The following is a 19,270-nucleotide window of genomic DNA, read 5'->3' as shown; positions in this document are numbered from 1 at the left end:
CGTGGAGGACGTCACCGTGACCGACGGCGTGCGCACCGTCCCCGCACTCGCGGAGGACGCGCGCCGTCCGGTCCGGCGCACGCCGCCGCTCGTGGCCCGGCTGCGGCCGTGGCTGCTGCTCGCCGCGCCGCTGGCCGTGATCGCGGCGCTGCTGCTCTACCCGATCGTGCGCGTCACCTATCTGTCGTTCCAGCGCTACGGCCTGAAGGAGATCATCTCCGGCCACCCGACGTACATCGGTGTGGACAACTACCGCGAGGCGCTGGCGGGCTCGTATCTGTGGCACACCGTGCTGCCGAACACCGTGCTCTTCGCGCTGGTCGCCGTCGCGGGCACCATCGTCTTCGGGACGCTGGTGGCGCTGCTGCTCCAGACCCTGGGTCCCAAGTCGCGGGCCGCCGTCATCGCCTCCGCGCTCATCGCGTGGGCGCTGCCCGCGGTCACCGGCACCTATGTCTGGGTGTGGATCTTCGATCCGGACTCGGGCCTGGCCCGGCGGGTCTTCCAGAGTGTCGGGCTGCTCGGTCCCGACGGGTACAACTGGTTCACCGACCGGTTGTCGTTCTACTCGATCGCCGAGCTGAACGTGATCCACCACAGCTACCCGTTCGTCGCCATCACCGTCTTTGCCGGGCTGACCACGGTGCCGCAGGAACTGCACGAGGCGGCCCGGCTGGACGGCGCGAGCGCCTGGCAGCGGTTCTGGCACGTCACGGTGCCGGTGATGCGGCCGGTGTTCGCCGTGGTCACCGTGCTCTCGACGATCTGGGACTTCAAGGTCTTCACCCAGATCTACCTGATGCCGGGCGGCGCGGGCTCCAACCCGGACGTGCTCAACCTCGGTGTGTGGTCCTACATGAAGGCGATCAACCAGAACCAGTACGGGCTGGGCGCGGCCATCGCCGTCCTGCTCACCGTCGTACTGCTGGCGATCACCGCGGTGTACCTGCGGGTGCTGTTCAAAGAGGATGAGATCCGATGACTGCCAGATCCTCCAACTGGGTCAGGACCGGCAAGTTCGCGGCCACGGCGCTGGTCATGCTGTTCACGCTGTTCCCGGTGTACTTCATGCTCTCCACGGCGCTGAACGGGCGGGCGAGTTCGGGCACGGACAGCCTGTTCCCCACGCACTTCACGATGGGGCACTTCTCGAAGGTGATGTCCTCGGGGGCCTCGGGCGGCTTCGGCCGCTACATGGTCAACTCGGCGATCGTCACCGTGATCGTGGTGGTCGCCTCGGGTGTGCTCGCGCTGCTCGGCGCGGTCGCCATGGCGCGCTTCCGGTTCCGGCTGCGCACCACCGTGCTGGTGCTGATCCTCGTGGTGCAGATGCTGCCCGCCGAGGCGCTGGTCATCCCGCTGTTCCTTCAGATGAAGGACTTGCGGATGCTCAACTCGCTGCTGGGCCTGGCGGTTGTCTACACGGCCTTCGCGCTGCCGTTCGCGATCTGGAATCTGCGGGGCTTCGTGGCCGCGGTGCCGGTCGAGTTGGAGGAGGCCGCCTACCTGGACGGCTGCTCCTGGTGGCGGATGTTCCGCTCGATCCTGCTGCCGCTGGTCGTGCCGGGACTCATCGCCACCAGCGCGTTCTCCTTCGTCCTGGCCTGGGAGGAGTTCACCTTCGCGCTGACCTTCCTGTCCGACCAGAACAGGATGACCGTCGGCGTCGGCCTCGCGGAGTTCCTCGGCCAGAACACCAACGACTGGGGCGGCCTGATGGCGGCCTCCACGCTGGTGACGATTCCGGTCGTGATCGTCTTCGTGCTGGCCCAACGACGGCTGACCATGGGCCTGGTGGCCGGCGCCGTGAAGTGAGGACTCCATGTCATCTGTGAACACCGGGACCTCCGGGAGCACCACGAGCACGGCGCCCGCCGTGGACGAGCGGACCCGGCGGCTGGTCCACGCCGTTCTCATGCCGGGCTTCACCGGTACGTCGGCGCCGCCGTGGCTGCTCGACACCCTGCGCGACGGCCTGGGCTCCGTCTGCTACTTCGGGCACAATCTGGAGTCGCCCGAGCAGACCGCGGCGCTGTCGGAGCGGATCCACGCGGCCGGGCGGGCGGTCATCGCGATGGACGAGGAGGGCGGCGGTGTCACCCGGCTGCATGTGCGCGGCGGCTCTCCGCACGTCGGAGCGGCGGTGCTCGGCCGCGCCGACGACCTCGCGCTGACCGCGGCGGTCGCGCGCGGGATCGCCCGTGACGTACGGGCGGCGGGCATCGACCTGGCGCTCGCGCCGGTGGCGGACGTCAACTCCGACCCCGCCAACCCGGTGATCGGGGTGCGCTCCTTCGGCGCGGACCCCGATCTGGTCGGCACGCACACGGCCGCGTTCGTGACCGCGATGCAGGCGGAGGGGGTCGCGGCCTGCGCCAAGCACTTCCCCGGCCACGGCGACACGAAGGTCGACTCGCATGTGGGCCTGCCGGTCGTGGGGGTCGATCTGGAGACGCTGCGGAGCCGGGACCTCGTGCCGTTCGCGGGCGCGGTGGAGGCCGGGGTGCGCTGCGTGATGACCTCGCACATCGTCTTCCCCGCGCTGGACAGCGCGATGGCGACGGTCAGTCCCGCCGTCGTCGCCCTGCTCCGCGACGGTCTGGGCTTCGACGGCGTGATCGTCTCCGACGCGATCAGCATGCTGGCGGTCGCCGAGACCATCGGCTTCGCCGAGAGCGCGGTGCGGGCGCTGGCCGCGGGCGTCGATCTGGTGTGCCTGGGCAATCCGGGCCTGCCGCTGACCGGTGGCACGCCCACCGACGAGGAGGAATTCCGCGCGGTGCTGGCCGCGGTGACGCGGGCGGTCGCCGAGGGCCGCCTGCCGGTGGCCCGGCTCGAAGAGGCGGCGGCCCGCGTCCACGCCCTCGCGGACTGGACTCAAGGGGCCCGAGGGGCCCGAGGCGGCGACGTCTCGGAAGCTTCGGTGACGTCGGACGTGACCGACGCCAACGCCGCCGCGGCGCGGCGGGCACTGCGCGTACGCGGACAGGTCGCCGGCTCGCTGAGCGGGGCGGTGCGCGTCGTGGACGTGCGCAGGCGGCGCAATGTGGCGACCGGGCGGCTCTCCGACCTGGTCGCGGACGCCTTGCTCGAACGGCTGCCCGGCTCGACCGTCGAGGCGGTCTTCGCGCGGACGGCCACCGTCGAGGGCCGGGCCCAGCAGGGGGACCTGACACCGGGCGAGGCGCAGGACGGTACGGCCTCCCCCGGTATCCCGGCCGATGTGGTCCTGGTCGGCACGCCCGGCAGCGATCCCGCCCAGGACGCCGCGCTCGCACGGCAGTTGGCCCTCTCCCCCGGCGCCGTCGTCGTGTGCCTCGGCTGGCCGGGCACCGAGGACGTCCTGCCCGAGGCGGTCAACGCGGTCTTCACCCACGGCGAGTCCCTCCCCACCGCCCGGGCGGTCGCCGCGCTGCTCACCCGCTGACGCCCGTCGGTCCTCGGCCGTGGGGCCGAGGACCGCGGGTGCTGCGGGTGGGCGCCGCGCGTCGGTGCTACGCGTTCGCCGCCGTGCGGCTGATACGGACGCGTTGGGCGATCAGGGCGAGGGCGCCGAAGACGATGACGGCCGCGCTGTAGACGACGGCGGTGCGGTGGAGGCCGACGTCGGTGGTGGCGAATCCGGCGACCACGGCGGGGATGCTGAACGCGAGGTAGGAGATCACGAAGGCGACGGCGAAGAGTTCGCCGCGCTCGGCCGGTTCGGCGATCCGGGCGAGGGTGCCGAAGCTGGCCAGACCGGCGGCGCCGAAGCCGACACCGGCGACGGCGGTGCCGAGGGCGGCCGTGGTGACCGACTCGGCCTGCACTCCGGCCAGGCCGACGGCGGTGCCGGTGACCAGCAGGGCGGCGCCGAGCGCGAGGGTGCGTTCGGTGGGCCAGCCGCGCAGGGCGAAGGCGGTGATCGAGGCCGGTCCGCACAGCAGGGTGACGACGAGTCCGCCGATGACGTGGCTGGACAGGCCGAACAGTCCCACCGCGACCGAGGGGCCGAGCGCGAGGTACAGACCGCCCAGCGCCCAGCTCGCGACGAGGATCGGCACGAGTCCGACGAGGTCGGCGCGGAGCCGGGGGGCGACGCCGAGGCGCGGTTGCAGCGAGCGCGCCGCGCCGGGCCGCCGCTGCGAGGTCTCGGGCAGCAGGGAGACGAGCAGGCCCGCGAGCACCAGACCGGCGAGCAGGAGTACGTAGACCAGGCGGGTCGGGTGCGGGCCGTACTGCACGAGGAAGCCGCAGCCGAGCGCGCCCACGCCGAGGCCGAAGGTGGGGGCCGCGCCGCTGATGACTCCGGCGCGGTGCGGTGCGTGCGGCGGGTTGAGGTCGACCAGGGTCGCGCCGAGTGTCGTCATGGCCGCGCCGGTGGCGATGCCCTGGACGAAGCGGGCCACCAGCAGCACGGAGACGTCTCCCGCGACGATGAACAGCAGCATCGCCACGGCTTCGAGCGCGATGGCCGAGACGAGGACGGGGCGACGGCCGATGTGGTCCGACAGCGCCCCGAGCACCAGCAGCGCGCCGATCATGCCGACGACGTACACCGCGAAGACGGTGGTCAGCATGGACGCGGAGAAGTTCCATTCGTGCTGGTAGACGACGTAGAGCGGGGACGGCGCGCTCGACGCCGCCATGAACAGGATGAAGATCGCGGCGATGGCGGCGAAGGCGACGGGACGGCTCAGGCCGCGCCGCCGGGAGCCGTTCCCCGCGCCCGGTATCGCCACGGGCTCGGCGCCCCGGGACGTGACACCCGGGGACGCGGGGCTCTTCTCTTGGGGCGTCAGCGCTCCGGTCATACGACTCTCCGATTGCAGTGATCGTTGCGTTAGCGACGTTCATGCTAACGCAGCGATTGGTGCGATAATTTCCGCATGACCGAAGCAGTCCAGACCCGTCCCGGTGGCCGTTCCGCACGCGTACGGGCCGCAGTGCACCGAGCCGTCGAGGAATCGCTCGCCACGGAACCGGGCGACGCGCTCACCATTCCCGCCGTCGCCGCGCGCGCCGGGGTGCACCCCACCACCGTCTACCGGCGCTGGGGTTCGGTGGCGCAGCTCCTGGCCGACGTCGCGACCAGCAGATTCAGCGGCGACATCGTCGTACCCGACTCCGGCTCGCTGGCCGGTGACCTGGAGCGGTGGATGGGCGACGTCGCCACCGACCTCGCCGACCCCGACGTGCTGGCCCTGATGCGCGCGACGATCGGCTCGGGCCCGGAGGGCGGCTGCGCGTGCACGGCCGACCGGCACGACCAGCTCCGCGCGATCATCGAGCGCGAGCAGGCGCGCGGCGGCAAGGTCCCGTCCTTGGAGCGAGCGGTCGACACGCTGCTCGGCCCGCTGTACTACCGCGCGATCTTCAGTGCCCGGCCCGCTTCCAGCGCATGGGCGCGCGGCCTGGTCGCCACGCTCTTGGCGACCACGTAGCCGCGGGGGCCGGGGGTCACGTCACCGCGATCGGGGAGCCTCCGGCGGCCAGGGTGATGTCGAGGGTCGCGGGATTCAGGACGTGGTCGCGGACGAGATAGCCCGCGCCCGCGATCCCGGCGCGGGACTTGTAGCGGGTGGGCACGATGCGCAACTGCCGGGTGGCCAGCGGGAGTGAGCGCTGGTAGATCACCTCGCGCACGCCTGCCAGCAGGTGGTCGCCGGTGGTGCCGAGCATGCCGCCGAGGACGATGACGTCGGGGTTGAGCAGGCTGGTGGCGTAGGCGACCATCTCGCCGAGGACGCGGCCCGCGGCCCGCAGGCTGGCGACGGCCTCGGTGTCGCCGCGCTTGACCTGGGTGACGACATAGCGCGCGTCGTGGCTGTCGCTGTGCTGGCGGCTGCGCAGGTCGCGGGCGAGGGCCCAGCCGCCGATCAGGGCTTCCAGGCAGCCGAGGTTCCCGCAGCGGCACTGGGGGTCGCCGAAGCCGCCGATGTGCGCGTGGCCGATGTCGCCCGCCGCGCCCTGGGCGCCGCGGTTGATCTGGCCGCCGATCACCATGCCGCTGCCGACCCCCGTACCGGCCTTGATGTAGAGCAGGTGCGGCTCGTCGCGCCAGAACCGCCGGTGTTCGGCAAGGGTGAGCAGATTGACGTCGTTGTCGATCAGGATCGGGACCTGCCAGGTCCTGCGCAGGTGGCCGCGGATGTCGTAGCCGTCCCAGCCGGACATGATCGACCAGCCGAGCACCTTGCCCGCGTCGTAGTCCACGGGCGCGGGCAGGCCGAGGCCGATGCCCGCCACCGGTATGTCGCCCAGTCCGGCCTGGACGATCATGTCGCGCACGGTCTCGGTGATCTTGTCGAGCAGGACGTCGGGGCCCTCGCCGAGGGCGAGTCGTTCGACCCGGTCGACCAGGATGTTGGTGTTGAGGTCGGTGACCGCGATACGGGTCCGCTCCTCGCCGATGTCCACGCCGATCATCAGCATCGCCGCGTGGTTGAGCTGGAGCGTCTTGGACGGCCGGCCGCGCGAGGGCACGTTCTCCGCGCCCTCGCGGATCAGGTCGGCGGCGAACAGCGCGTCGAGCCGCTGGCCGACCGTGGACCGGGACAGGCCCGTGACCTGGGTGAGGGCGGACCGCGTGCGGGCCTGGCCCGTGGTGATGAGTTCCAGGATTCTTCCAGGCCCCTCGTCGGCCCGCCACGGTGACGGGCCGCCTGTCGTCGTACTGGTCGTCGCAGTCATCTCACTCCCGGTCTCGGACGTCGGCCAGAGCTTAGTGAAGCACGTTCTTTTGTCGGTGGAAAGACAAAAGATAAATATTTCTGCTTGACAGCCAGTGAAACATTGCGAAATATCTCTGTCATCGCCCCGTGCTCTGCCGACTGGCCGAGTTAACGGCCCCGCATCCAGGAGGAACCCCATGAAGATCACCCGATGGGCCAGCAGACCGGCACAGCTCGGAGTCATGGCCCTGGCCGGAACCTGTGCCCTCGCCGTCGCGGGGTGCAGTTCGAGCAGCGGCAGCACCACCGGCAGTTCCGGCGGAGCGGTCACGATCGGCATCGTCGAGCTGAACCTGAGCAACCCGTTCTTCGGCACCCTGGAGAAGGCGACCGAGGCCGCCGCCAAGGCCAAGGGCTGGAAGGTCATGAAGGCCGAGGCCAAGGTGCCCGGTGACTCCGCCACCCAGGTGACCGCCATCGAGAACATGATCGCCAACAAGGTCAAGGCCATCGTGCTCACCCCGGCCAACGCGACCGCGCTCAACGGCGTGGTGAAGCAGGCGAGGGACAAGGGCATCCTCGTGATGACCGTCAACTCGCCGCTGTCGCCGGAGAGCGCCGCGGACGCCACCTACGCGACCGACAACGTCGCCGCGGGAAAGCTCATCGGCCAGTGGGCCAAGGCGTCCTCGCCGCAGGACCCGCACATCGCGATGCTCGACTTCGACCTGTCCGACGGTCCGGCCAAGGGACGCCACGACGGCTTCCTCGAGGGCTACGGCATCACCGCCAAGTCGCCGCAGGTGGCGGGCACCGCGCTCACCCAGGGCACGATCGACACCGGGCAGTCCGCGATGGAGAACCTGCTGTCGGCCCACCCCGACATCAACGTCGTCTACACGATCAACGAGCCGACCGCGCACGGCGCTTACACCGCCATCAAGAACAAGGGCCTCGCGGGCAAGACCACGCTGGTCTCGGTCGACGGCGCGTGCTCCGGCGTCCAGGACGTGAAGAACGGCGTCATCGGCGCCACCGCCATGCAGTTCCCCAGCAAGATGGGTGAGATGGCCGTCGAGGCCGCCGCCGCCTACATCAAGGACGGCACCAAGCCGAAGGCCGGCGTCACCGACTCGGGCACCGTCCTGATCACCGACAAGCCGGTCAAGGGCATCGCCTCCGAGACCTCCGCCTGGGGCCTCGACCACTGCTGGGGTCCGAAGTGACAGGAACGACGACGCATGACGCGGACGCGGAGGCGCTGGAGACGGGGATCTCGCGCGGCAGCCTGCTCCGCGCCTTCGCCGGCAACCAGATCGCCGGACCGCTCGCCGCCCTGATCGTCGCGGTGATCGTCTTCACGCTGTCGACCAGCACGTTCTTCAACTCGGAGAATCTGTCGCTGATCGCCCAGCAGTCCGTCGTGGTCGGCACCCTCGCCCTCGGACAGACCCTGATCATCCTGACGTCGGGGATCGACCTGGCCAACGGCGCGATCATGGTGCTCGGTTCTGTCGTGATCGGCAAGATCGCCGTCCACAACAACCCGGCCCTGGCGCTGCTGGTCGGCCTGGTGGTGTGCGTGGCGGTCGGCTCGGTCAACGGCGCGCTGGTCTCGCTGCTGAGACTGCCACCGTTCATCGTCACCCTCGGCGTGATGTCCGTGGTGGCCGCGGCGGCCAGGCTCTACACCTCGTCGCAGACGTACCCGATCAACTCCAGCCTGCTGACCTGCCTCAACAACGGTGTGACGGTCGGCGGGGTGACGATCACCTACGGCGTGATGCTCTGGATCGGCCTCACCGCCGTCCTGGCCTACGCCCTCGGACAGACCTCCTGGGGCACGCGGGTCTACGCCCTCGGTGACAACCACAAGGCCGCCGAACTCGCCGGGATCAAGGTCAAGCGCCTGCTCCTCGGGGTGTACATGGTCGCCGCGGTCGTCTACGTCTTCGCCGCCTGGCAGGCGCTCGGCCGTACCCCGACCGCCGACCCGAGCGGTTACTCGACCGCCAACCTCGACAGCATCACCGCGGTCGTCATCGGCGGCACCAGCCTGTTCGGCGGTCGCGGCGGCGTCATCGGAACGTTCATCGGCGCGCTGATCGTGACCGTGCTGCAGAACGGCCTCACCCAGGCCGGTATCGACTCGCTCTACCAGCAGGTCGCCACCGGCGTCCTGGTGGTCGTCGCGGTCGGCGTCGACCAACTCGTACGAAGGAGGCAGTCGCGATGACGCACTCCGCATCCCTGCCCGACGGGTCCGCTCCCGGCAGGTACACCCCCACCGGGTCCCAGCCCGCCGAGTCCGGGTCCCATACGAAGGTGCTGGAGGGCCGCGGCCTCACCAAGCACTACGGCCACGTCGTGGCCATGGACAACACCGACTTCGACCTGCGGCCCGGCGAGATCCTGGCCGTCATCGGGGACAACGGCGCGGGCAAGTCGACGCTGATCAAATCGCTGACCGGCGCGGTCGTCCCCGGCTCCGGCACCCTGCGTCTGAACGGCGAGGAAGTGCAGTTCCGCAGCCCGCTCGACGCGCGCAGGGCGGGCATCGAGACGGTGTACCAGGAGCTGGGCGTGGCCCCGGCCCTGGACATCTCGCAGAATCTCTACCTCGGCCGGGAGCAGCGCCGTCGCGGCGTACTCGGCACGGTCTTCCGGCAGTTGGACAAGGGCGCCATGCGCCGCGGCTCGGCCCAGCAGATGGCCGACCTGGGCATCCGCGTCCAGTCCATCCGGCAGAAGGTCGAGACGCTGTCCGGCGGGCAGCGGCAGGCCGTCGCGGTGGCGCGCGTCGCCGCGTGGGCGACCCGCGTCGTGGTGATGGACGAACCGACCGCCGCGCTCGGCGTGCGCGAGACGAACCAGGTCCTCGACCTGATCCTGCGCGTCCGCGACAACGGCCTGCCGGTGGTGCTCATCAGCCACAACATGCCGAACGTCTTCGAGGTCGCGGACCGGATCCACATCCACCGGCTGGGGCGGCGTATCGCCCTGGTCGACAAGAACGACACCAGCATGGAAGAAGCCGTCGCCGTCATGACCGGCGCCAAGGCGCCGGACACCCTCGTGGGCGTGGAAGCACCCGCCGGGGACTCCGCCCCGCAGGGCGCGCACGCGGCACCGACGGATCTCTCGAAAGGCGAAAATTGAACCCCCCAGGACCGGCCGCCGACCCCCAGCACAATCCCGGGGCCGACGGCGCGGACTACGACGCCCTCATCGACTCGGCCCGGGCGCTGATCACTTCCGGGCAGCGCCGGATCCTCGGAATCACGGGCGCGCCCGGTTCCGGGAAGTCCACTCTCGCCGAAGCCCTGGTGAACGCGCTCGGTGACCAGGCGGTGCTCGTCAGCCTCGACGGCTTCCACCTGGCCAACGCCGAACTGCACCGGCTCGGCCGCCACGCCTCCAAGGGGGCCGCCGACACCTTCGACGCGGCCGGTTACATCAACCTCCTGCGCCGGCTGCGCGCCCGCGACGAAGAGGTCGTCTACGCCTCGTTCTTCGACCGCGCCATCGAGGAGTCCATAGCCTGCGCGGTGCCCGTCCCCCGTGACGTCCCGCTGGTCGTCACCGAGGGCAACTACCTGCTGGTCGACGGGCCCCGGTGGGGAGCCGTACAGCCGCTGCTCGACGCGTGCTGGTACGTCGACCCCGACGAGGACGTGCGCATGGAACGGCTGATCGCCCGGCACATGCGGTACGGCCGGTCGGCGGCGGAGGCGTACGAGCGGTCGCACGGCTCCGACCAGCGCAACGCAGAACTCATTCACGCAACCCGCACCCGCGCGGACCGGATCGTCCGGGTGCCCGACGCGCAGTCAGCGCCGACGTCAACCGAGGAGCAATCGGCATGAGTGTCCTGGACCAGTTCCGGCTGAACGGCAAGGTCGCCGTCGTCACCGGCGGAAACCGCGGTATCGGCAAGGCCATCGCCACCGCGCTGGCGGAAGCGGGCGCGTCCGTCGCCATCGCGGGCCGGGACGAGGCGCGCAACGCCGAGGCCGTCGCCGAACTCACCGCGCTGGGCGCCACCGCGATCTCGACGAGGACCGACGTCACCAGCCGCGCGGACATCGTGGCCATGAACGAGCGGGTCACCGCGGAGCTCGGCCCGGTCGACGTCCTGATCAACAACGCGGGCATCGGCATCCACGGCGAGTCCCTGACCATCGACGACGACAGTTGGGACCGTGTGATGGCCACCAACCTCGACGCGGTCTGGAAGGTCAGCCAGGTCGTCGGCGAGTCGATGGTCGAGCGCGGCACCGGATCGATCGTCAACGTCGGCTCCATGTCCGGCATGATCATCAACCGCCCGCAGTGGCACGCCCCTTACGCCGTGTCCAAGGCCGGGGTCCACCACCTGACCAAGTCCCTGGCCGCCGAGTGGGCGCCGAGGTCGGTACGGGTCAACGCGATCGCGCCCGGTTACACGAAGACCGAGATCTCGGACATCGACCTGCCCGAGTACAAGCACTACTGGATCGACGAAGTGCCCATGCAGCGGTACGCGCAGGCGTCGGAGATCGCCCCGGCCGCGCTCTACCTGGCCAGCCCCGCCTCGTCCTTCGTCACCGGCGAGATCCTCGTCATCGACGGCGGCTACACCCTCTGGTGAGCCGGCGGGCCCCGCCCCGCCCGCACCCTCTTTTCGTGTCGAAGGAGCGCTCGTGACGAGCACGTACGTTCAGCATGCCCACATACCCTGGACCGAGGACGACCAGCGGGCCGTGACCACCGCCCGCGTCCTGGCCATGGACGCCGTGCAGGAGGCGGGCCACGGTCACCCCGGCACCGCCGTCAGCCTGGCGCCCGCCGCCCATCTGATATTCCGGCGCTTCCTGCGCCACGACCCCGCCGACCCCCGGTGGCGCGGGCGGGACCGGTTCGTCCTGTCCTGCGGTCACTCCAGCCTCACGCTGTACATCCAGCTCTACCTCGCCGGATATCCGCTCACGCTGGACGACCTGCGCGCCTACCGGAAGCGCGGCAGCCTCACCCCTGCGCACCCCGAGTGGGGGCACACGCCGGGTGTGGAGACCACGACCGGGCCGCTCGGCCAGGGCATCGCCACCGCGGTCGGGATGGCGATGGGCGCCCGCCGCGAGCGCGGCCTGCTCGACCCCGACGCGCCCGAGGGGACAAGCCCCTTCGACCACCGGGTGTTCGTCCTGTGCTCCGACGGCGACATCCAGGAGGGCATCAGCGCCGAGGCCGGTTCCTTCGCGGGGCACCAGCGCCTGGGCAACCTCGTCGTCGTCTACGACGACAACCGGATCTCCATCGAGGGCAGCACGGACCTGGCCACGAGCGAGGACGTCGGCGCCCGCTACGAGGCGTACGGATGGCACGTGCAGCGGGTCGGCCTCGCGGCCGACGGCGACATCGACGTGTCCGCCCTGTCGCGGGCGCTGGAGGAGGCCGCCGCCGAGACGACGCGGCCGTCGATCGTCTTGATGCGCAGCATCATCTCCTGGCCGGTGCCCGGCGCGCAGAACACCGCGAAGTCGCACGGCTCCGCTCTCGGGGCGGACGCGGTCCGCGCGGCGAAGTCCGTCCTCGGCGTGAACCCGGACACCGCCTTCGACGTATCGGCCGATCTCCACGAGCGGCTGACGTCGGCGGCGCGCGCGGCGGGATCGGCGGCCCACCGGGAGTGGGACGCGGCGTTCGACGCGTGGGCGCGCGGGAATCCGGACGGGCGGGCGCTGCTCGACCGGCTGACGGCCAAGGGGCTCCCCGCCGCCTTCGAGGACGCGCGTCCGGTCTTCGCGGCGGACACCCAGGTGGCCACGCGGAAGGCGTTCGGGCGGGCGTTGAACGCGGCGGCGGCGGAACTGCCCGAGCTGTGGGGCGGCTCGTCCGACCTCGGCGACTCCAACAACACGACGGTGGAGGGCAGTTCGTCCTTCCTTCCGGCGTCGAGCGCGCAGCCCGGCGCCGACCCGGCGGGACGCACCGTCCACTGGGGAATCCGCGAGCACTTCATGGCCGCCGCGATGAACGGCATCGCGCTGTCGGGCCTCAGCCGTCCCTACGGCGGCACCTTCCTCGTCTTCAGCGACTACATGCGCCCGGCGGTACGGCTCGCCGCGCTGATGAAGCTGCCGACGCTCTACGTGTGGACGCACGACTCCATCGGCCTCGGCGAAGACGGCCCGACCCACCAGCCGGTCGAGCACCTGGCGTCCCTGCGCGCGATTCCGGGCCTGGACATCGTGCGGCCCGGTGACGCCAACGAGACGGCCGTCGCCCTGTGGAAGGTGCTCGGCGCGGCCGGGTCCGCCGGGCCGACCGGTTTCAGCCTCAGCCGTCAGGACCTGCCGGTCTTCCCCGACGGCACGGACGGGTTCGGCTCGGCCGCCGAGGCGGTCAGGGGCGGTTACGTACGGTACGAGGCGCCCGTCGCGGACCCGTCGGCCGGTCCGGCCGACCCGGACGTCGTGGTCATCGCCACCGGGTCCGAGGTGCAGCTCGCCGTCGCCGCGGCGCGGGCGCTGGCCGCGGACGGGATACGGGCGCGCGTCGTGTCGATGCCGTGCCGTGAGTGGTTCGACGCGCAGGACGCGGCGTACCGCGACAGCGTCATCCCGCCGACTGTACGCCGCCGGATCGCGGTCGAGGCGGGCGTCGGTCAGGGCTGGTACGACCTGATCGGCCTCGACGGCCGGTCGATCGGCGTCCAGGAGTTCGGCGCGTCGGCGTCGGCCGCCGAACTCTACGAGCACTTCGGGCTGACGGCGGACGCGGTCGCGTCGGCGGCGCGGGAGCTGATGGGCAGGTAGTGAGGCGGCAGCGGGGCCGCCGGTCGGAGGGCGGGGTTCGGGCGTACGCGCAGGTGTGAGGCGCAGGCGTCGCAGGCGTCAGGCGTACGCGTCGTCCTCCGGCCGTCAGTAGTCAGCCGTCAGTAGTCAGCCGTCAGCCGTCGAAGGAGGCGGCCAGGCGGTTGCTCTGCGAGACCGGGAGTTCGCGCTCGATCAGCGGGATGAAGTCGCGCTGTTCGTGGCCGAGGAACTGGTCGATGTCGGCCAGCACACCGTTGACGGTCTGGGCGCGCGTTCCGGCCGGACCCGGCGACGCGATGGAGCCGTCGAGGAGGGCGAGGAGGTACGCGCCCTCCTCGCGGTCGCGCCTGACCGCCTCGGCGACCGGCGGGTGGGACTCCAGCGCGCGCCCCGCCGTGGCGTCCTTGGCGGCGCAGTGCCGACGGAAGGCGTCGGCCACCGGCCGCAGATCGGCCGGGGCGGTCGTCTCCCTGTTGAACAGCGCCTGGATCAAGTCGTGCACCGCCGTGCCCGACTCCAGCAGCCGGACGGACACGCCGTGGAAGCGGGCCCGGTCGGCGGTGGCCGCCTCGGTCTCCGCGTCCCGGACCGACTGGTCGAACTCCTGGGAGTGGTTCTGGATGTTGTGCGGACCCTTGGGCCGGTCCCCCATGCCATGGCCCGCGGTGCCGCCGTCCGTCGCCGGGTCCCACACGGTCGCGCCCTGCCGTCGCGTTGCCTCGTTCATGTCCGGACCTCCTCCACCGAGGGCGAGCCGCGGCGCGTGAGCCGCGACACGCGGGCGAACACCCCGATTGTCCCCCTCTCCCCCATTCTCCGCCCCTCCACCGCCTCTCCACCCGGCCGTGTCCCCGGCCACCGGCGGCGGAGGGGCGGCTGTCGTACGAACATGACGAGATGGACTCGCACAAATATTCGAACACGTGCCAGGATTGCCCCCATGAAGCAGCACGACTTCCCCGCTGATCTCATCGAGGCGCAGCGCGACTGGTACATCACCTACCGCCTGCTCGCCGACGCTCCCGCCGGTACGCAGACCACCGTGCTCCGGCGCCGCCTGCAAAGGCTCTCCGTCCGGATCTCCACCCATCCCTACTGGGCGTCGCTGCCCGGAACGGCTCCGGCCGCCCGGATGGAGCTCAAGCAACTGACCTGGGCCGCCTCCGAGCAGTCCCCCCGGCCGGCCGTGTGACCTCGGACCCCGGGCCGGGCGCGACCGCCCCCCGACCGTCCCGGCTCGCCGCCCCCGGGCTTGTCCCGCCGCCGGGGCATAATGCAGACAGATCTGTCCGAAAGGTGACGGCCATGGCGACTTCCCGGACCACCACGAAGCCGTCGGCGCGTGAGCGACTGCTCGCCGCCGCGGACGAGCTGTTCTACGCCGAGGGCGTGCGGAGCGTCGGCATCGACCGGGTCATCGAGCACGCGGGCGTGGCCAAGGCGTCGCTGTACAACACCTTCGGCGGCAAGGAACAGCTCATCCGGGCCTACCTCGACAGCCGCCACGCGGGCATCACCCAGCGGATCACCGACGCGGTCGACAGCCGCGACACTCCGCGCGAGCGGCTGCTGGCGGTCTTCGAGGCGCAGGGCGCGCTCTTCGAGGAACCGGACTTCCACGGCTGCGCCTTCGTCCGGGCCGGCGCGGAGGCCGGTCCCGGCAGTCTCGTGGAGGAGGCCGCGGACAACTACCGTGCCTGGCTGCGGGAGTTGTTCACCCGCCTCGCCGGTGAGGCGGGCGCCGCCGACCCGCGGTCGCTGGGCCGCCAGCTCCATCTGCTCTACGACGGCGCCGGGATCTCCGCCCGGATGGACCGCGACCCCTCGGCGGCCGTCGCCGCCCGGGCCGCCGCCTCGGCGCTGATCGCGGCGGGGACCGGTGACGTCGGCCGGACCGGGCCCGCCGTGACGGTGGCGAGCGCGCTCGGCTGACGCCCTCCGTACGACCGGGGCCCCCGCAGGGGACAGGCGTACGGGATCGGTCAGGCCCTACAGGCCCTAGGAAGCCCGGTCGTCCGGTCCGGCGCCGGAGCGCTCGCGCAGGATGCTCTCGACGGCCGCCGGATCGTCCGGGGTGATGAAGGGCCGGACGAATTTCCCGGTGTCCAGGACGAGACCTTCCGTCTTGGACAGCCGCCGCGGATCGAGGCTCGCCCAGTAACGGGGGTTCGCGGTGCCCCAGATGCGGCCCTGCCCGCTGAACACGCCCATCTTCACGCGGGTGACCGTGCGGATCGACGCGTACGGAATCGTCTTCGTGCCCCAGGGGAAGTAGTAGCCGCGGATCCGGAGCGCGTCAGGTGTGCACTCGATCCAGCCGTCCTGGTAGCTCGTGCTCATGTCCCCGCCCTCTCTCCTCATTCCTCCGCCTCCTCATTCCTCCGCCTCCCCACAGAACGGATGATCAATCCCGTCGCGGTCCGCGCGCGGTACGGCTTCCGATGCCGGTGCCCAGGCCGGTTCCGGTGCCGGTGCCGGTGCCGGTCAGCGGGACGCGATGGCGACGAGTTCGGTCAGGGAGTTGATCCGCCAGTCCGCGGCGGCGGCCACGTCGGGGTCGTCGGCCCACAGGTGGCCCCAGGGCCCGCGGCGCAGGTGGGCGACGCGCAGTCCCGCGCGCTTCGCGGGGAAGACGTCGTTGCCGGGGTGGTCGCCGACGTAGAGGATCTCTTCGGGTTCGGCCCCCGCGACCTCGACGACCTTCGCGTAGAAGCCGGGGCTCGGTTTGGCGACGGCCCATTCCGCGGAGGTGGCGACCAGGTCGAGCGGCAGGTCGAGGCCGCGCAGCAGCTCCCCGACCCGGGCGGTCTGGTTGCCGGCGGCGAGCACCTTGATGCCGGCCTCCCGCAGCCGGGCCAGCGCGGGGCGGACGTCCGGGTACAGATCCGTCTCGTCCAGGTGCTCGCCCCGCCCGGCCGCCTCCCTGGCGGCGTAGGCGGCGGGGATGTCGAGGCCGGGGGTGATCAGCCGCAGCGCGTCGCCGTCGTCGCGCCCTTCGGCGACGACCGCTCCCACCAGGGCCGAGACGGTGTGTGACGGGACGCCGAGCCAGTCGGCCCAGCCCGCCCAGTGCCGCGCGTCGGAAATCAGGGTCTCGCCGATGTCGAACACGATCGTGGTAGTCATCGTCGTCACCCTAGGGCAGCCGCCGCGCCGCCCGGCGCGCCACGACCGGTCCTTCACTCCGTCGTGGCGGCCGTCGGCTCACCGGTGGACGCGCGGGGCGGGCGGACGGCGGCCCATCTCACCTCACACGCGCGCGCTCTTCCCCCGCGGGCGGGGACGGGTGCGGCAGGAGCTGGTCGGCGCGCAGCAGTTGGCCGGGGGTGTGGAGCTGGGCGCGGAGCGCGAAGGTGGCGGGCGCGTCGAGCGGGGCGATGACGGTACGGCCGCCGGGCGCGCGGACGGCGAGCAGCTCCGCCGGGTCGATCTCGTCGGTGTCGAGGAGGTCGGGGCTGTGGCTGGTCGCGATGACCTGGCGGCGGTCGCTGGCGTCCCGCAGCGCGGCCAGCAGCGCGCCGGTCGCCGTGGGGTGCAGGGCGGTCTCGGGCTCCTCGACGGCCACCGTGCTGTAGGCGCCGCCCGCGGGGGTGAACAGCGAGGTGAGGACGCCGAGTGCGCGCAGGGTGCCGTCGGAGACGGAGGGCGCGCCGAACCGCCAGGGCGCCTTGGCGCCGGGCACGTCCTGGGTGAACTCCAGGATCTCGCGGCCCCCGCGCGTGCGCCGGGTCACGCCGTGGATGCCCGGCACGATCTGCCGCAGATAGCTCTCGATCCGCGCCTTGTCCTCCCGGCCGCGCGCGCTCCGGCCCAGCCGGTGCAGTACCGCGGCGATGTCGGAGCCGTCGCGCTGGAGGAGTTGACCGGATCCGGGCGTCCGCGGCTCGCGCATGGCCTCCGGGTTGAGGGTGAACACGCCGATGTCGGCGAGGCCGTCGTGGACGTGCTTGAAGGGCTTGCGGGTGGCGAGGTCGGCGAGCAGCAGGCGGTGACGGTCGGCCGCGGGCATACCGGACTCGGTGCTGGAGGTCAGCACCCCGTCGTCCACCCGGTAGGCGGCCTCGGCCGGTGCGGTGCCCGCGCCGTCGCGGGCGGCGGCGGCCCGTACGGTGCAGTGCTCGCGCACGATACGGAAGCCGCCGCCGCGTTCGGCCGCGACCTGGATTCCGTAGCCGCCGTGGCCGTGCGGGCCGCGGAAGTCGAGGTCGACGCTGAAGCGGGTCGGGTGTCCCGCCGACCTGCGGCGGACCTGCGCGACGCCGCCGCGCCGGTCGAGCGCTTCGTCGAGGGAGGTCCGCAGTCCCTCGGAGACCAGGCGCAGGGCGTCGAGGAAGTTGCTCTTCCCCGAGCCGTTGGGCCCGATCAGGAAGACGAGCGGGCCGAGCGCCACGTCGGCTTCCGGGATGCTGCGGTACTGCCGCAGCCGGACACGGGTCAGCGAGAAGGAGGTGTCCTGCATGCGGCCAGTCTGTCAGCCGCGCCGCCGGGATCCGCGCCGACCGGGCGGGTCGCGCGGTGGCGTGGCGCGGCGGAGGCGCGATCCGGCCATGAAGCGGCGCGTTCCGGGCAGGAGCGGGCCAGGGCCGGACGGGCCCGGGAGCCGCGCGGGCGTGGGTGGTACGGCCGCGGACGTTCACCGAAGGGATCACCGCGTGATCGTGGATTGCGCCATCTACCGGGACGGTCGTCGCGAGAAGACGCCGGACGACCTGTCCGACGCGCTCGCCGAGGCCCGCGCGTCGGGGAACTGCTTCGTCTGGATCGGCATGCACGAGCCGACGACGAGCGAGTTCGACCGGGTCGCCACCGAGTTCGACCTGCATCCGCTGGCCGTCGAGGACGCACTCAAGGCCCGTCAGCGGCCGAAGATGGAAGCGTACGACGGGGCGCTGTTCACGGTCGTGCGGCCGTTGCGCTACGACGACGAGAAGAGCCGCGTCACGGCCGACGAGCTGATGATCTTCATCGGCGACTCCTTCGTGGTGACGGTGCGGCACGGGCACGCGAAGACGGCCGCCGACGCCCGTTCCCGTTTGGAGAAGTCCCCCGAGGTGCTGCGGCACGGTCCGGTGGCCGTGCTCTACGCGATCTGCGACGCGGTCGTGGACGACTATCTGGACATCGCCGCGGAGCTGCAAGTGGATCTGGAGGAGTTGGAGGAGCAGGTCTTCTCCCCCACCGGCGGCGACTCCTCGCGGGTGGCGGGCGTCATCTACTCCTTCAAGCGCCAGGTGCTGGAATTCCGCCGGGCCATCAGTCCGCTCTCGGAGCCGATGGCCCGGCTGGCCGGCGGCAACGCGCCCTTCGTGGACGCGCGCACCAAGCCGTTCTTCCGCGATGTCGCCGACCACCTGGCGCGCGTCAACGAGGCGGAGGAAGGGCTCGACCGGCTGCTGTCCGACATCCTGGCGGCGCATCTGACGCAGGTGGGTGTGCGGCAGAACGACGACATGCGCAAGATCTCCGCGTGGGCGGCCATGGCGGCGGCCCCGACGATGATCGCCGGGATCTACGGCATGAACTTCGACCACATGCCGGAGCTGCGCCAGGTCTGGGGCTATCCGGCGGTGCTCGGCCTGATGGCGTCGGTGGTGACCTTCCTGTACTTCCTGTTCAAGCGGCGCGGCTGGCTCTGAGCCGGTGCGGGTCGGGCGGTCCCGTTCACTCCTTGATTTCGCAGATGACGGCGCCGGAGGAGACGGAGGTGCCGACTTCGGCCTTGAGACCGATGACGGTGCCCGACCGGTGGGCGTTCAGGGGCTGTTCCATCTTCATGGCCTCCAGGACCACGATCAGATCACCCGCGGTGACCTGCTGGCC

The 19,270-nt window shown here is 71.6% G+C and carries 20 protein-coding genes; 13 read left to right on the top strand and 7 right to left on the bottom strand.

Translation table 11 applies throughout. The annotated features are described in order from the left end of the window. Window position 1 precedes the first annotated feature (1 nt). Genes ACZ4EF_RS34330 through ACZ4EF_RS34320 form a run of 3 tightly spaced genes read left to right on the top strand, consistent with a single transcriptional unit; the run spans window position 2 to window position 3,427 of the window. On the top strand, window positions 2–982 hold the full coding sequence (locus ACZ4EF_RS34330; RefSeq protein WP_391127999.1) for a carbohydrate ABC transporter permease: 981 nt from the start codon (window positions 2–4) through the stop codon (window positions 980–982). Further along, a complete protein-coding gene (locus tag ACZ4EF_RS34325; RefSeq protein ID WP_467508080.1) occupies window positions 979–1,815 on the top strand; it encodes a carbohydrate ABC transporter permease in 837 nt (278 codons plus the stop codon). Before ACZ4EF_RS34330 ends, ACZ4EF_RS34325 begins: the two co-directional genes overlap by 4 nt. A gap of 7 nt (window positions 1,816–1,822) precedes the next feature. Then, on the top strand, window positions 1,823–3,427 hold the full coding sequence (locus tag ACZ4EF_RS34320; protein WP_467508079.1) for a glycoside hydrolase family 3 N-terminal domain-containing protein: 1,605 nt from the start codon (window positions 1,823–1,825) through the stop codon (window positions 3,425–3,427). A 67-nt stretch (window positions 3,428–3,494) separates the two neighbouring features. Here ACZ4EF_RS34320 and ACZ4EF_RS34315 read toward each other — a convergent pair whose 3' ends face one another. Further along, entirely contained in the window at window positions 3,495–4,793 is a 1,299-nt protein-coding gene (locus tag ACZ4EF_RS34315) for an MFS transporter (RefSeq protein ID WP_355347595.1), read from the bottom strand. A gap of 75 nt (window positions 4,794–4,868) precedes the next feature. On the opposite strand from ACZ4EF_RS34315, the gene ACZ4EF_RS34310 reads away from it, so the two are divergent. Beyond that, a complete protein-coding gene (locus tag ACZ4EF_RS34310) occupies window positions 4,869–5,423 on the top strand; it encodes a TetR/AcrR family transcriptional regulator (protein ID WP_355347598.1) in 555 nt (184 codons plus the stop codon). Between the two features lie 16 nt (window positions 5,424–5,439). On the opposite strand, the gene ACZ4EF_RS34305 is transcribed toward ACZ4EF_RS34310, so the two are convergent. Continuing rightward, the gene (locus ACZ4EF_RS34305; protein WP_355347602.1) at window positions 5,440–6,672 is read right to left on the bottom strand and encodes an ROK family transcriptional regulator; all 1,233 of its coding nucleotides are present in this window, start codon (window positions 6,670–6,672) and stop codon (window positions 5,440–5,442) included. A 178-nt stretch (window positions 6,673–6,850) separates the two neighbouring features. On the opposite strand from ACZ4EF_RS34305, the gene ACZ4EF_RS34300 reads away from it, so the two are divergent. From ACZ4EF_RS34300 to tkt, 6 genes are all read left to right on the top strand, one after another. Further along, window positions 6,851–7,879 (top strand): substrate-binding domain-containing protein, encoded by a 1,029-nt coding sequence (locus ACZ4EF_RS34300; RefSeq protein ID WP_355347605.1) that lies wholly within the window; start codon window positions 6,851–6,853, stop codon window positions 7,877–7,879. Beyond that, window positions 7,876–8,889, top strand: coding sequence for an ABC transporter permease (locus ACZ4EF_RS34295; RefSeq protein WP_355347608.1), 1,014 nt, complete (start codon window positions 7,876–7,878; stop codon window positions 8,887–8,889). The genes ACZ4EF_RS34300 and ACZ4EF_RS34295 overlap by 4 nt, the downstream gene beginning before the upstream one ends. Window positions 8,890–9,026: 137 nt before the next feature. After that, window positions 9,027–9,812: an ATP-binding cassette domain-containing protein gene (locus ACZ4EF_RS34290; RefSeq protein ID WP_391128062.1), complete on the top strand. Its 786-nt coding sequence runs from the start codon at window positions 9,027–9,029 to the stop codon at window positions 9,810–9,812. Next, complete coding sequence (locus ACZ4EF_RS34285) at window positions 9,809–10,519, top strand: nucleoside/nucleotide kinase family protein (RefSeq protein ID WP_355347614.1); 711 nt, start codon at window positions 9,809–9,811, stop codon at window positions 10,517–10,519. Before ACZ4EF_RS34290 ends, ACZ4EF_RS34285 begins: the two co-directional genes overlap by 4 nt. Beyond that, window positions 10,516–11,283 (top strand): SDR family NAD(P)-dependent oxidoreductase, encoded by a 768-nt coding sequence (locus ACZ4EF_RS34280; RefSeq protein WP_355347616.1) that lies wholly within the window; start codon window positions 10,516–10,518, stop codon window positions 11,281–11,283. The genes ACZ4EF_RS34285 and ACZ4EF_RS34280 overlap by 4 nt, the downstream gene beginning before the upstream one ends. Window positions 11,284–11,335: 52 nt before the next feature. Then, the gene (gene tkt, locus ACZ4EF_RS34275) at window positions 11,336–13,450 is read left to right on the top strand and encodes a transketolase (protein ID WP_467508075.1); all 2,115 of its coding nucleotides are present in this window, start codon (window positions 11,336–11,338) and stop codon (window positions 13,448–13,450) included. A gap of 133 nt (window positions 13,451–13,583) precedes the next feature. Here tkt and ACZ4EF_RS34270 read toward each other — a convergent pair whose 3' ends face one another. Then, window positions 13,584–14,177: a hypothetical protein gene (locus tag ACZ4EF_RS34270; protein WP_467508073.1), complete on the bottom strand. Its 594-nt coding sequence runs from the start codon at window positions 14,175–14,177 to the stop codon at window positions 13,584–13,586. A 213-nt stretch (window positions 14,178–14,390) separates the two neighbouring features. On the opposite strand from ACZ4EF_RS34270, the gene ACZ4EF_RS34265 reads away from it, so the two are divergent. Both ACZ4EF_RS34265 and ACZ4EF_RS34260 read left to right on the top strand, forming a co-directional pair. Next, window positions 14,391–14,642: a hypothetical protein gene (locus ACZ4EF_RS34265; protein WP_355347625.1), complete on the top strand. Its 252-nt coding sequence runs from the start codon at window positions 14,391–14,393 to the stop codon at window positions 14,640–14,642. Between the two features lie 113 nt (window positions 14,643–14,755). Further along, complete coding sequence (locus ACZ4EF_RS34260; protein WP_467508071.1) at window positions 14,756–15,382, top strand: TetR/AcrR family transcriptional regulator; 627 nt, start codon at window positions 14,756–14,758, stop codon at window positions 15,380–15,382. A 66-nt stretch (window positions 15,383–15,448) separates the two neighbouring features. Here ACZ4EF_RS34260 and ACZ4EF_RS34255 read toward each other — a convergent pair whose 3' ends face one another. The 3 genes from ACZ4EF_RS34255 to ACZ4EF_RS34245 all read right to left on the bottom strand — a co-directional run bounded on the left by ACZ4EF_RS34255 (window position 15,449) and on the right by ACZ4EF_RS34245 (window position 17,909). After that, window positions 15,449–15,790: a PH domain-containing protein gene (locus ACZ4EF_RS34255; protein WP_391164284.1), complete on the bottom strand. Its 342-nt coding sequence runs from the start codon at window positions 15,788–15,790 to the stop codon at window positions 15,449–15,451. Window positions 15,791–15,934: 144 nt separating this feature from the next. Continuing rightward, window positions 15,935–16,576, bottom strand: a complete 642-nt coding sequence (locus ACZ4EF_RS34250) for an HAD family hydrolase (protein WP_355347634.1) — start codon at window positions 16,574–16,576, stop codon at window positions 15,935–15,937. Between the two features lie 118 nt (window positions 16,577–16,694). Continuing rightward, on the bottom strand, window positions 16,695–17,909 hold the full coding sequence (locus ACZ4EF_RS34245; protein ID WP_467508069.1) for an AAA family ATPase: 1,215 nt from the start codon (window positions 17,907–17,909) through the stop codon (window positions 16,695–16,697). A 193-nt stretch (window positions 17,910–18,102) separates the two neighbouring features. On the opposite strand from ACZ4EF_RS34245, the gene corA reads away from it, so the two are divergent. Beyond that, window positions 18,103–19,086, top strand: coding sequence for a magnesium/cobalt transporter CorA (gene corA, locus ACZ4EF_RS34240; RefSeq protein WP_355347640.1), 984 nt, complete (start codon window positions 18,103–18,105; stop codon window positions 19,084–19,086). 25 nt (window positions 19,087–19,111) lie between these two features. Here the strand turns inward: corA and ACZ4EF_RS34235 are convergent. Further along, window positions 19,112–19,270 (bottom strand): acyl-CoA carboxylase biotin carboxyl carrier protein subunit (locus tag ACZ4EF_RS34235; protein ID WP_467508115.1); only part of this gene is annotated, 159 nt, incomplete at its 5' end.

The sequence above is a fragment of the Streptomyces sp. NPDC025721 genome (assembly GCF_055558595.1).
Note: the sequence above shows the minus strand (reverse complement) of the source record. Positions and strands in the feature narration are given on the sequence as shown.